Consider the following 12,949-nt stretch of genomic DNA (forward strand, 5'->3'; position numbering starts at 1 on the left):
TGACCTGCCCACCTGCCGACTGGAGGCGAGCGATGCCGACGAGTAGCGAGTCGCTGAGCGCGGCACCGCACGCAGTCGATCCAGTGTCCGCCGACTCCGAGGCCGTCGCGCGCGGACTGGACGTCGACCCTGCCCGCGGGCTGCCGGCCGACGAGGTGCAGCGGCGGCTCGCGTCGTACGGCGGGAACCGCCTGGCGGCCGGCAGGAAGGAGCCCGCCTGGCGCGGATTCGTGCGTCAGTACGAGGACTTCATGCAGGTCATCCTGCTGGCGGCCGCCCTCGTCAACCAGCTCGTCACCGGCGACACCGGCACCACGGTGGTGCTCGCCGGCCTGACCGTGTTCAACGCGGTGATCGGCCTACGCCAGGAGGCGAAGGCCGAGGAGAGCGTCAAGGCGCTCTCGCAGATGATGAAGACGATCGCCCGAGTACGCCGCGACGGTCAGGCGGTCGAGATCGATGCCGAGGAGCTGGTGCCGGGCGACATCGTGCTGGTCGAGGCGGGCAACCGGGTGCCGGCCGACGGTCGGATCTGCCTGGCCGCGACGCTGGAGATCGAGGAGGCCGCCCTCACAGGTGAGAGCCTCCCGGTCGGCAAGTCCGTCGATCCGGTGCCAGGAGAAGACGTGCCGCTCGGAGACCGGCTGTGCATGGCCTACATGAACACCTCCGTCACCCGCGGCCGGGGCGAGATGATCGTGACCGCCACCGGGATGGGCACCGAGATCGGCCACATCGCCGACATGCTCTCCAAGACCGAGACGAGCAAGACGCCGTTGCAGCGCCAGCTCGACTCGCTCTCGAAGATCATCGCCTCGATCGCGGCCGTGGCCCTGGTGCTGGTCATCCTCCTCGGGCTGGCGCGCGGCGAGTCGTTCGACACGCTCTTCATCACTGGCGTCGCCCTCGCCGTCGCGGCGATCCCCACCGGTCTCCCGGCGGTGGTCACCGCCCTCCTCTCGATGGGCACTCGTGAGATCGCGCGGCGCCACGCGATCGTCAAGCGGCTCCCGGCCGTCGAGACCCTCGGGTCGACCTCGGCCATCTGCTCGGACAAGACCGGCACCCTGACGCTCAACAAGATGACCGCCCGTGAGCTGGTGATCCCCGGCCAGAACCGCTACACGGTCTCGGGTGAGGGTTACAGCACGGCCGGCGAGATCAGCCACGTCGGCGGTCAGGGCCACGACCTCGACCCCTACCTGCTGCCGATGGTGCTGTGCGCCGATGCGGTGCTCGACGGCGAGGCGCTGATCGGCGACCCGACCGAGGGCGCCCTGATCGTGCTGGGCGCAAAGGGTGGGCTCGACATCAACGAGACGCGGGCCGCGATTCCCCGCGTCGCCGAGGTGCCGTTCGACTCCGACTACAAGTTCATGGCGACGTTCCACGAGATGACCTCGGACGACGGGCGCCCCATCGTGCGGTGCTACGTGAAGGGCGCGCCGGACGTGCTCATCTCGCGGGCCACGACGATCCGCAGCCCGGACGGGACGTTGGTGCCGATCACCGACGCCAACCGGGGCCTCGCGACCGAGGCCAACGACCAGATCGCCAACGCAGGCGAGCGGGTCATGGTCGTGGCCCAGCGAGACCTGGATCCTGGCGTCGTCCAGGCAGGTGGTGATCTGATCGGGCACGTCCAGGAGCTCACCCTCCTCGCGATGGTCGGGATCGTCGACCCACCGCGACCCGAGGCACGTACGGCGATCGCCGAGTGCCACGACGCCGGCATCCGGGTGCGGATGATCACCGGCGACCATGCGACGACGGCGGCCGCCATCGCCAGCGAGCTCGGCATCGAGGGCCGCGCGATCACCGGCACGGAGTTCGCCGCGATGAGCGACGAGCAGCTCCGCTCGGATCTCGACGAGATCGGTGTCATCGCCCGGGTCGCGCCCGAAGACAAGGTCCGGCTGGTGCGTCTCCTCAAGGAGAAGGGCAATGTCGTCGCGATGACCGGCGACGGCGTCAACGACGCGCCCGCGCTCAAGACCGCCGACATCGGTGTGGCGATGGGCATCACCGGCACCGAGGTCTCCAAGGAGGCCGCGGTCATGATCCTGACCGACGACAACTTCGCGACGATCGTCGGCGCGGTCTCGTACGGCCGGACGCTCTACGACAACCTGCTCAAGTACCTGCGGTTCCAGATGTCGACGCTGGTCGCCTACATCGCGATCTTCATCGGGGCGGGCGTCATCGGCATCGCGAACGGCGCTCCGCTCAACCCCCTCCAGATCCTGTGGCTCAACATGGTCGTGGACATCCCGCTCGCGATCGCCCTCGGCTTCGACCAGCCCGCCCGCGGGCTGATGAGCCGGCCGCCGCGACCGATCGGCGCCCCGGTGCTGTCGCGCAACGACTGGGTCCGACTCTGCGTGCAGGGCGCCGTGATGACCGTCGGGTCGCTCGCGGCGTACCAGATCGGCGAGGACCACGGCGGACCCGTCGTCGCCGCCACGATGCTCCTGACGACGCTGTCGATCTTCCACCTCTTCGGGGCGTTGCTGAGCCGCGATCAGACCCACACGATCTTCGACCGGGACGCCCTCCCGGGCGTGATGCAGCTGCGGCGGTACGGCGTCGCGCTGATCGCGATCGTGGCGATCACCGCCATCGACTTCCTCGCGCGGATCTTCGGGACGACCGGCCTGTCCTTCAACCAGTGGTGCATCTGCACCGGCATCGCCGCCTCGATCATCCTCGTCGAGGAGGTCGTCAAGTTCTTCGTACGCCGAACCGCCCCAGCGGAGGAACCCTGATGAGCACCATGCCGACGTACGACGCCGAGCAGCTCGGCGAGCTGCTTCAGATCCTGCCCGATGTCGACGCCGTCGAGCTGAAGCTCACGGTCCCGGACACCGACCAGCGACCGCTCCTGCGTGTCCTGGGGATCGACCCGTTGACCGCCGAGATCCGACAGGTGGCGTTCGTCGACACCACCGACCTGCGCCTGTCGGCCGTCGGTCTGGTGATCCGCGCCCGGCGTACCCAGCGCAAGCCGGCGGACGTGACGGTCAAGCTGCGTCCGATGCTGCCCGCCGACGTGCCGGATGGCCTGCGGAAGCTGACCGGCTTCAAGGTCGAGGTCGACGCGTCGCCCAGCGGGTTCACGTGCTCGTGCTCCCTGACCGCCCAGGTCACCGACCGCAAGGCGAAGGAGCTCATGGCCGGCACCCGCGAGCTCAGCCGCGTGCTGGACGAGCACCAGCGCGACCTCGTCGCGGACCGCCTGCCCGAGGGGGTCGGGCTCGGCGACCTCCGGGTGCTCGGACCGGTGCAGCTGCTCAAGTGCAAGTTCACGCCGGAGAGCTTCCCGCGCAAGCTGGTGGCCGAGATGTGGATGCTGCCCGCCGGCCGCCGGATCCTCGAGCTGTCGACGAAGTGCAAGCAGAGCGAGGCCTTCCGGGTCGCGGCGGAGACCAAGGTGTTCCTGAGCACGCACGGCGTCGACCTCACGGCCCCGCAGGAGATGAAGACGAAGTCCGCGCTCGCCGCTCTCGCGGCCGAGACGACCTGAACCACAGAGGAGTGAGTGATGACCACCTTCACGGTCTGGAAGTTCGAGGACCCCGACGGCGCCTCCCGCGCGGAGTCCTCACTGAAGTCGGCGGCGGCCGACGGGCTGGTCACGATCGTCGACCATGCCGTCGTGAGCTGGCCGGAGGGCGCCGAGAAGCCCTCGCTCCACCATGACCACGACAGTCCCAAGCGTGGTGCCGCCTGGGGAGCGTTGTGGGGCATCCTCGGGGGCGCCCTGTTCGCGATCCCGGTCGCGGGGCTCGTGCTGGGCGCCGGCGTCGGCGCGCTCGCCAAGGCCACCGCCGGGACCGGCATCACGAAGGAGGACCTGGAGCGGATCCGGACCGAGGTCGGCCCCGGCAGCTCGGCCCTGTTCCTCGTCACCGAGGGCGCTGACCTCGATCGCCTGGGTGAACGCTTCCACGGCCGCGACAGCACCCTGGTCTCGACCAACCTGACCGAGGCCGAGCGGAGCACCTTGCTGGAGACCTTCGGCGGTGGCTGACCTGACACTCAGGGTCGCTCTGCGCTGATGACGGTCTCGTCGGTCGAGCCCACGGGCCCGGTCGGCAGCAGCCGGGTGAGGAAGATGGCGAGCGCGGCGATGATCGCCAGGACCGTGAGGCTGGTCCGCAGCCCGGTGAGCCGGGCCGTGGTGTTCTCGTCCACGACGGCATCCACCTGGGCCGAGGTGAGGTCGGTCTCCGCGAGCGCCTCCTCGAGGTCCTGGTCGGACACGAACGGGATGCCGCCGGCGAGCTCGACCTGGGCCTGGTCGCTGACGGACTCCGGCACGTCGGGGTTGCCGTCGATCCCGAGGAAGAAGCTGGCCGAGAGCGCACCGATGAGCACCGACCCGGCCAGCGCCGTACCGAGCGAGGCACCGAGGTTGGTCGCCGTGTTCTGCAGCCCGCCGACCTCGCCGCTGCGCTCGTCGGAGACGGCGGACACGGTCACGGCTCCCAGCTGGGAGGAGAGTGCGCCGACACCGAGGCCGGCCAGTAGCAGCGGGACCGTGATGACCTCGGGGCCCGCGCCGTACTCGAGTGCGCCGATCAGCGAGACGATCCCGGCCAGCAGGCAGGCCAGGCCGCCGGTGACGATCCTGCGTGGCGACACCCGAGGCCAGACCCGCGGGATCCCGATCGCCGCGACCAGCAGCGTCACGGACAGCGGCAGCAGCCGAACTCCGGTGTCCAGCGCGCTCAGCCCGAGGGCGACGGACAGGAAGAGCGGGATCGTGAAGAACAGTCCTGCCTGGAGCAGGAACTGGAAGAAGAACATGGTGAGTCCGCCGACCAGTCGGGCGTTGCGGAGCAGGTCGAGATCGACGAGCGGCTCGCGGCTGCGCTCTGCCATCCGTGACTCCCACCAGAGGAAGACGCGGAGCACGACCAGTCCCGCTAGCACCAGCCACACCGTGGCCGAGATGCCGAGCAGCTCGGGCGCTCCGGGCTTGGCGGTGACCCAGCCCCACTCACCCGACCGCAGGACGCCGAAGACCGCGAGGCCCAGCCCCAGGGCCGAGAGCACCACGCCGACCAGGTCGAGGCGCGCCCGGGCGCCGGGGACCGCGTCCTGGATCCTGCGGGTCATCAACAGGATGCCGATCACCACGATCACCTCGCCGGCGAAGACCAGCCGCCAGGTCCAGTACGTCGTGACGGCGCCGCCGATGAGGGGGCCGGCGGCGACCGCGATGGCGCCAGCGGATGCGACCAGACCGTAGGCGCGCGGCCGCTCGGCGGCCTCGAAGTTCGAGGCCACCAGGGTCACGATCGCCGGCATGATCAGCGCCGCCCCGAGTCCCTCCAGGACCGACCAGCCGAGGATGAGCACCGCGAGGTTGGGGGAGAGCGCCGTGGTGAGCGAGCCGGCGCCGTAGATCAGGCACCCGATGGCGAACGCGCGCCGGTGACCGATCATCGAACCGATCTTGCCGCCGGTGATCATCATCGTCGCCATCACCAGCGTGTAGAGCGTGATGGCGGTCTGCACTCCCGTGATCGTCGTACCCACGTCCTCAGCGACCTGCGCGATGGACACGTTCATGACCGAGCTGTCCAGGGTCATCAGGAACTGGCCCGACGCGAGGGTCAGCAGGACGGCGCCGGACGCCGCGGCTCGGGTCGACGTGCTCGTGGGGCTGGACATGAGCAGAGCCGCTCCTGGTCGACGGTGGACTGGCAGCGTCTCGTCGGTGTGGGTGGCAACGCCTCACCCCGTCAGGGGTGGTGCGAGGCCACCCGTCGGAGCGTCATGATCCGGGCACGCGGATGACGACCCCAGGTGAGGTGACGACCATGCCGGACGCAGGACCGCCCGCGCACTCACCGGCACCCGACCCCGACCTGCTCGAGTACGTCGTGGTCTCGGTGCCGTCCGTCGCGGACCTGGCGCCGGTCGTGGACGCGGTCGCGGAGCTGGTCGAGGCCGGCCATGTCCGTCTCGTCGACGCCGTCGCGCTGTTGCGCCCCGACCGCGAAGCAGCGGTGGTGGCCATCGACCCGCGAGACGACCTCGCTCTCGCGCCTCTCGGGACGACCCTCGCGGACGACGGCGTACGGCTTACGCCGCACGACGTCGATCTCACCGCGGCCACCCTGGCTCCGGGCGCCGTGATGCTGTTGCTCCTGGTGGAGGACCGGTGGGCCGCCATGCTCGCGTCCGCGGCGACCGCCGCCGGGGGGAGGCTGACCGCAGGGGAGCGGATCGGGCGGGACCGGGTGCTCGGCCAGATGGACCCGGCCGCTGCACGCGGCAACGGGACGCGGCCGGACCTGCTCGTCCGCGGGCCGCTGACCGCGTCGTCGGCTGTCGGGTCGGCGCCCGCGTTCGACTCGGCCGCGCAGGTCCGGGAGCTGGCGCAGCTGCTCGAGCGCGGGCTGCTGACCCTGGACCAGTACGAGGCTCAGCGTCGCCGGGTGCTCGACGGCTGACCCGTCCGGCGCAGGCTCGTCAGAGCGCGTGCTGCCTCGGCGGCCTCGGCGCGTGACGTGCAGTTCAGCTTGCGATAGATGACTCTGAGGTGGAACTTCAGGGTGTTGATCGAGATGAACAGCTCGTCGGAGATCTCGCGCAGGGTCAACCGGCTGGGGAGCAGCCGCAGCACCTCGAGCTCGCGATCGGTGAGCGCCTCGATCAGGCCCTGGTCCGGCAGGACCTGCGAGGCGTCCCCCGGGACCACCGCCCGACGCAAGCGGGAGAGCCAGGTCGGGGGCGCCTGCCAGGCGAGGCGCTCGACGGCCTCGACTACCGCGATCCCTTCGGTCGCTACCGTCTGGACGAGTCCGTGACCCGCGGCCAGTCGTACGGCGGCCACCAGGCACCGCTCGGCCTCCTGTTGGTCGACCGTGGCCCGCCACTGCAGCACGTCGGCCAGGACCCGGTGCCGCGTGCACCGGGGCGTCACGGTCTTCAGTGCCTCGACTGCCTGACCCCGGTCGTCGACCTCGAGCAGGACCCGCGCCGCGGCGATCCCCGTCCAGAACGGGTCTCGGACCTGCGTCATCCAGCGTCGTGCATCCTCCAGATCGCCGGACGCGAGGGCGAGGGAGGTGCCGGCGCGGGCCAGCCAGGAGCGGGCGTCGGGCCCGGTCAGCTCGGTGTCGACGAGCTCCGCGGCCTGGTCGAAGGCGCGCCGCGCCGCCTCGATGTTGCCCTCCTCGATCCTCACCTGGGTCAGCTCGAGCTGCGCGAGCAGCTGGCAGTGAGGAGCCGGCTCGATCCGCTCGGTCGCGAGCTCCAGCAGCACCGGACGTGCCGTGGGCAGCTCACCGAGCTCACGGTGAGCGAGCGCCTCGGCGGTGACGAGCTCGGTGCGGAGGATGGTCAGGTTGCCGACCTCCGACGCCTTCCGCACTCCCGCCGCCAGCCTGAGCGCGTCCACCGGTCTCCCCGCCAGTGCCTCGGCGAGTGCCCGGGTCCCCTCGAGCGCGAGCCGCCGATCGGGTGCTACCCCCAGAGCGCGCACGACCTGCCGCGCCTCGCTGCTGGCGTCGTCCCACCGCTCCGAGAACGCGATGTCGCGCGCGATCATGTTCCAGGCGAACTGCCCGATCGGATCGAGCCACCACCCGTCCCGCAGCTCCTGCAGCGCCGAGCGGGCCAACGACGCCCCGTCCGTCCAATGACCCCGCAACGTGGCCGCGATGGACTGCAGGACCTCGAGCCGCGCCACCAGGACAGGTCCCCCGCCGAGCGATCCGGCATCCACCCCCCGGCTGAGCGAGTCGACCAAGGCGACGAACCGACGTCGGTCGACCAACAGGTGGCACCAGGCGTACTCCATCAAGGCCTCGAGGTCGCCGGACGTGACACTCTCGGGAATGGCCTCGATCGAGCGCCGGATCGTGCTCTCGTGACCACCGTCGGAGAGAGCGGCCGCCTCCCTCGCAAGCAGCCGGAGAGCGTCGCGGGGGCGGTCGGCGCGCAGCCAGTGCTCGAGCGCGGTGACCGTCTGCCCGTGCGCCTCGTGCCAGCCCGCCGCCCAGCCGTGCAGCTGCCGCAGCCGCTCGGGCCAGCGACGCGCGAGCACGGAGAGCAGGACCTCACGCACCAGTGCGTGCATCTCGAAGGCGCCGGTCAGCTCGATGCGGGTGACGAACAGACCGCGCTCCTCGGCTCGCGCGAGGAGCTCGGCGGCATCCATCCGCCCCGTCAGGATTCGGGCCAGGCCCGGATCGACTCGCTCGACCACGGAGGTCGCCAACAACGTGTCCACCAGGTCGTCGTCCTCGGTGGCGAGCACCTCGAGCCAGACGTAGTCCTCGAGGTAGTGCCGGTCGCCGTCCTGGTCGGGGAGGAACCCGACTCCTCGTGCCCGGGCAGACCGAACCGTGAGTGCGGCCAACTGGATGCTCGCCGCCCACCCGCTCGCACGGGTCGCGACCTCGATCGCCAGGTCCGGCTCCAGGTCGGGGACCAGTCGGGCGAGCATCGACGCCGCTTCGTCGAACGAGAAACGCAGCTCGGCGAAGCGCACCTCGCCCAGCTCGCCGCGTGCCCGCAGCCGGTGCACGGGGAGCCGGGGCTCGTGCCGGCTGGCGATCACGACGTGCAGCCAGGACGGCAGGTGCTGTGCGAACAGCGCGAGCGGCGCGCTGATCTCCTTCTCCTCGTCGATCAGCTGCAGGTCGTCGATCACGAGCACCTTGGGTTCGTAGTCCCGAGCCTCCAGGTCATCGAGCACCGAGACGATCGCGTCCGCGAGGCGGCCTGGGCGACGCATGCGGTCGGCACTGGCCGCCGCACAGTTGGGTGCGATCCCCTCGAGAGCGGCGAACACGCCGCGCCACAGCTGCACGGGGTCGCGGTCATCCGCGTCCAGCGACAGCCAGGCGTAGGGGAACGGAGCGGCGGCGACCCAGCTGCGCAGGAGCGAGGTCTTTCCCGAACCGGCCGGAGCGACCACCAGCGTCAGGGGCGCCAGCGTGGACTGGTCCAAGAGGGTGTGCAGCCGCGGGCGCTCGACCAGGTACGTCGGGTTCGCGGCGGGGCGGAGCTTGGACTGGGAGATCGTGGAGCGCCCGGCTCTAGACTGTTCGTTGAGCAGTGCGAGGCTGTCGACGGGTTGTGCATGACCCGCGTCGTCGGTCATTTCCGTTCACCTGCGGATCTGGCGCCCGACACCCCCCACCGGCGGTCTGCCAGTGTCGCCTTGACTATCAAACCGCAGAATGACGTCGAGGGACATCCCCAGATCGAGGGTTGTGCGAGCGGCTATCTGTCGTCCTGGTAGCTCTTCAGCTCCGCGATCGGATGCGGCCGGAGATCCGGGCGCGGCTGCGGGTCGAGCTGGACCCACAACGCCCAGACGACGACGAGGTTGAAGGCGATGACGAACCCGCTCCAGACGGGGTACACCGGCAGGAACGCGAAGTTCGTCAGGATCCCGACGATCGCCACCGCCAGTCCGCCGACCAGCCCCCAACCTGACCGCCGGAGGATCCCCACCGACACGACGGCACCGAGCACGCCGATGACGATGTGAGTCCATCCCCACGCGGTCAGGTCCAGCTCGTACAAGTACTGCTTGGCCTGCGTGTAGAGCTCGTCGTCGGCGACGGCCGACGCGCCTTGGAGGATGTCGAGCAGGGAGGCGATCATCAGCAGGAAGGCGGCGAACGGCGAGACGACGTGCGCGAACGCAACCCGTCCCGACCTGTTCGCGCCGTAGCCGAAGTCACCGGCCACGGGTCACCGGTAGCCCTTCAGCTGGGAGCACAACGCCCAGATGACGAGCGCGTTGAAGCCGATGATGAAGGCGCTCCAGACGGGGTAGATCGGCAGGAACATGAAGTTCGTCAGGATCGACAGACTCGCCACCATGATGCCCGTGATCTGCCCCCAGCTCGCGCGCATCAGGATGCCGACAGCCACGAGCACGCCGAGCACGCCGAGGATGATGTGCACCCATCCCCACGCCGTCATGTCGAACTTGTAGAGGTACTCGCTGCCCTGGGCATACAGGTCGTCGTTCGCGACGGCGGAGGCGCCTTGGAGGATGTCGAAGGCCGACGCGATCATCAGCAGTACGCCGCCGAAGGCGGCGGTGAGGTCCGCGACGAACCCTTTCGTCGAGTCGTCAACGTCGTGTCGAGTCCCACTGCTCACGTGTCCTCCTCCGAAGGTCAGATCTCGAGCGTCCCGCTGACCCGGGTGGAGGCGCCCCACCCCAGGCAGGGTGGACCCGTGTGGCGTCCGTGGCTGACCAGCGCTGGCGACGAAACAATGGGCTGCTGGTGTGCTACCAACTCCGTGCTCGCGGCGTCACACCGGCATGAACCTCCGGCTCGGGACCACGAAAACAGCCCTCGGCGTGCTCCTCTGCGTGTCTGTCACCCTGATGCTCTGCTCGTACGGCGGGGCAGCGGCGAGCGCTGCGGCGGCTGCAACCCAGGCGAAGCCGCGCCTCGTCGTGTACGCCGGGGGCGAGTCGCCCGGTATCGAGGTCCAGTCCCGGGCCGACGCGACGCACCTGCGCGGCGCCCCGAAGTCCTTCAAGCGTTTCATCGGGCGCAAGGCTCAGCGCCTCGCCGACCAGTCGACCTGCTCGTATGCCTACGTCGGTGTGACGGTCGAGAGGCTGCGCACCGACGGCTTCGCCGTCGGCGGCGTCAACGACTGCGGTGGGTACGCCGCGCTGTGGGCTGTCGTGCACGGACACTGGAAGGAGATCCAGGGGACGCAGGAGATCTGGAGCTGCGCCATCCTGAAGGGACACCACGTCCCCAGCAGCGTCGCCGGTGACACCTGCTACGACTACAAGGCCCAGCGCGTGCGGCACTACCACCACCGCTGAGACCTGAGGGTTCCCGTCGAGCTGATGCGGCCTGACTAGCCCGGTGACGGCAGGCGTCTGCGTTAGTCGTACCGACCTCCATCAGCAGCCCTACGCTCGTCCGTTGTGCCCATCACCCCCTCGCGACGGACCGCCACCGCGGCCGCGGCCGCTGCCTTCCTGCTCCTGACCGCTGCCTGCTCCGGGGACGCCTCGGGCGACGACTCCGACCACCAGCCGGCCGCCCACACCGGACGCGAGGGCGACGGGTGGACGGTGCTGCACTACTCGATGGCCGACACCAACCTCGAGCCGTTCATGGTCGCCGACGTCAACGAGATCGGCGCCGTCGGCTCCAACGACAACCTGCACGTCCGCGAGTTCGTCGACCGCTCCGCCGAGTACGGCGAGGACGAGCTGCTCGACCAGGGAGCGTGGGTCGGTGCGCGGGTGCTGGACATCGGCCAGGGTGGGACGACCGAGGTCGTCGAGGACCTCGGCGACGTCGACTCCGCCGATCCCGAGCTGCTCGCCGGCTTCATCGCCGACGGCATCAAGGACAACCGAGCCGGCCACTATGCGCTGATCATCTCCGATCACGGCGCCTCGTGGCCGGGCATCGGGCCCGACGAGGGCAGCGACTACGACGTGCTCGACCTCGACGAGATCACCGGTGCGATCTCCAGCGGCCTGGAGGATGCCGGGGTCGACAAGCTCGACCTGCTCGGCTTCGATGCCTGCCTGATGGCCAGCTACGAGGTGGCGAGCGCCGTCGCGCCGCTCGCCGACCGGATGGTCGCCTCGCAGGAGCTCGAGCCCGGCCACGGCTGGGACTACGGCTCCCTGCAGCTCCTGGCCGACGACCCCGACGCGAGCGTCGACGAGCTCGGCAAGGAGATCCTGGCCGGGTTCTCGAGCCAGGCCGAGGAGCAGGGCACCCAGGACCAGATCACCCTGTCGATGATCGACCTCACCCAGATGGGCCAGGTCGACGACGCGGTCGACGGGTTCGCCGAGGCGCTCGCCGACGGCGGCGCGGATGTGGCGCCGGCGGTCGGTCAGTCCGAGGCGACCACGCTCGCGTTCGGCAAGAGTCCGGACGAGACCCAGGACAAGCACCTCAGCGACCTCGGCCTGCTCGCGACGGCGATCGGTGAGGCGGCCCCGGACGTGGCCGACCGGGCCGACGCCGTGGTCGACGCGCTGGACGCCGCCGTCCTCGACGAGGTCTTCGGGGTAGCGACCACCGGAGCGACCGGCCTCTCGATCTACCTCCCGCCCGAGCGCGAGCTCGCGGACGGCGCCTACCTCGAGGTTCCGAGCGCGGACAGCTGGTCCGGCTTCCTCGACGCCTACTACTCCGCCGGTGCCGCCATCCCGGACGAGGAGCAACCGGAGTTCGCCGATGCCGAGACCGGTCCGGACGTCACCTTCGACGACGACGGCGGCATCACGCTGACCGGCGCCTTCGACCCCGCCGCGCTCGACAACATCACCGAGGCCACGATCAGCTACGCGCTGGTCAACGACGACGACTCGATCACCTACTTCGGTGAGGAGATCGCCGACTACACCGACGCCGGCGATGCCCCGACGGCCTCCGGCAGCTACGACCTGAGCTACCTCCAGATCAGCGACGGCGAGGACTCGGCGTACGCCTACACCGACCTGGACCTCAGCGAGGACCTCGCGACGGCGTTCTTCGACGTACCGATGACCTACTACGCCTCGACCGACCCGGACCACGCGGACCCGAAGGACGCATTGCTCTCGCTCGTCCTCGACATCGACTCCGCCGAGTTCGTCAGCGAGACGATCTACATCTACGACGAGGAGTCCGGCGGGTATGGCGAGCTCGCTCCCGACCCGGAGGGCGTGATCATCCCCGACGTGCTGACCATCGGCGCCGACGGCGAGCAGACCTGGGAGCCGACCACCGATGTCGGCCTCTACTCGGACGTCGCCGACCTCACCTACGAGTTCGTGCCGCTCGACTCGGGCACGACTGTCCAGGCAGACCTGACCCTGACCGACTTCGGCGGCAACAGCAGCACGTTGAGCTCGGTTGTCGAGGTTCCGTAGGTCGACCCTCGCGTCGATCGTCGCGTTCCTCGCCGGTGCCTGCGCCGTCAACCGCAGGCT

At 70.0% G+C, this 12,949-nt stretch carries 10 protein-coding genes; 6 read left to right on the plus strand and 4 right to left on the minus strand.

The window, feature by feature from the left end:
• Positions 1 to 32: 32 nt before the first annotated feature.
• Genes ABEA33_RS06710 through ABEA33_RS06720 form a run of 3 tightly spaced genes read left to right on the plus strand, consistent with a single transcriptional unit; the run spans position 33 to position 4,030 of the window.
• A complete protein-coding gene (locus ABEA33_RS06710) occupies positions 33 to 2,765 on the plus strand; it encodes a cation-translocating P-type ATPase (protein ID WP_345525948.1) in 2,733 nt (910 codons plus the stop codon).
• Positions 2,765 to 3,523, plus strand: a complete 759-nt coding sequence (locus ABEA33_RS06715; protein WP_345525949.1) for a hypothetical protein — start codon at positions 2,765 to 2,767, stop codon at positions 3,521 to 3,523. Before ABEA33_RS06710 ends, ABEA33_RS06715 begins: the two co-directional genes overlap by 1 nt.
• 18 nt (positions 3,524 to 3,541) lie before the next feature.
• A complete protein-coding gene (locus ABEA33_RS06720) occupies positions 3,542 to 4,030 on the plus strand; it encodes a DUF1269 domain-containing protein (RefSeq protein WP_345525950.1) in 489 nt (162 codons plus the stop codon).
• 8 nt (positions 4,031 to 4,038) lie between these two features.
• On the opposite strand, the gene ABEA33_RS06725 is transcribed toward ABEA33_RS06720, so the two are convergent.
• Positions 4,039 to 5,679 (minus strand): MFS transporter, encoded by a 1,641-nt coding sequence (locus tag ABEA33_RS06725; RefSeq protein ID WP_345525951.1) that lies wholly within the window; start codon positions 5,677 to 5,679, stop codon positions 4,039 to 4,041.
• 149 nt (positions 5,680 to 5,828) lie between these two features.
• Between ABEA33_RS06725 and ABEA33_RS06730 the strand changes: the two genes are divergently transcribed.
• Positions 5,829 to 6,464 carry a hypothetical protein gene (locus ABEA33_RS06730; protein WP_345525952.1) on the plus strand — a complete coding sequence of 212 codons (636 nt, stop codon included), beginning with the start codon at positions 5,829 to 5,831 and terminating at the stop codon, positions 6,462 to 6,464.
• On the opposite strand, the gene ABEA33_RS06735 is transcribed toward ABEA33_RS06730, so the two are convergent.
• The 3 genes from ABEA33_RS06735 to ABEA33_RS06745 all read right to left on the minus strand — a co-directional run bounded on the left by ABEA33_RS06735 (position 6,437) and on the right by ABEA33_RS06745 (position 10,140).
• The gene (locus ABEA33_RS06735) at positions 6,437 to 9,124 is read right to left on the minus strand and encodes a winged helix-turn-helix domain-containing protein (protein ID WP_345525953.1); all 2,688 of its coding nucleotides are present in this window, start codon (positions 9,122 to 9,124) and stop codon (positions 6,437 to 6,439) included. The genes ABEA33_RS06730 and ABEA33_RS06735 overlap by 28 nt on opposite strands.
• Positions 9,125 to 9,246: 122 nt before the next feature.
• Positions 9,247 to 9,720 (minus strand): DUF7144 family membrane protein, encoded by a 474-nt coding sequence (locus tag ABEA33_RS06740; RefSeq protein ID WP_345525954.1) that lies wholly within the window; start codon positions 9,718 to 9,720, stop codon positions 9,247 to 9,249.
• A 3-nt stretch (positions 9,721 to 9,723) separates the two neighbouring features.
• Positions 9,724 to 10,140, minus strand: coding sequence for a DUF7144 family membrane protein (locus ABEA33_RS06745; RefSeq protein WP_345525955.1), 417 nt, complete (start codon positions 10,138 to 10,140; stop codon positions 9,724 to 9,726).
• Positions 10,141 to 10,357: 217 nt separating this feature from the next.
• Here ABEA33_RS06745 and ABEA33_RS06750 point away from each other — a divergent pair, with 217 nt between their 5' ends.
• Positions 10,358 to 10,828, plus strand: coding sequence for a hypothetical protein (locus tag ABEA33_RS06750; RefSeq protein WP_345525956.1), 471 nt, complete (start codon positions 10,358 to 10,360; stop codon positions 10,826 to 10,828).
• A gap of 105 nt (positions 10,829 to 10,933) precedes the next feature.
• Complete coding sequence (locus tag ABEA33_RS06755) at positions 10,934 to 12,889, plus strand: clostripain-related cysteine peptidase (protein WP_345525957.1); 1,956 nt, start codon at positions 10,934 to 10,936, stop codon at positions 12,887 to 12,889.
• Positions 12,890 to 12,949 lie beyond the last annotated feature (60 nt).

Source organism: Nocardioides endophyticus, from assembly GCF_039543845.1.
GTDB lineage: Bacteria > Actinomycetota > Actinomycetes > Propionibacteriales > Nocardioidaceae > Nocardioides > Nocardioides endophyticus.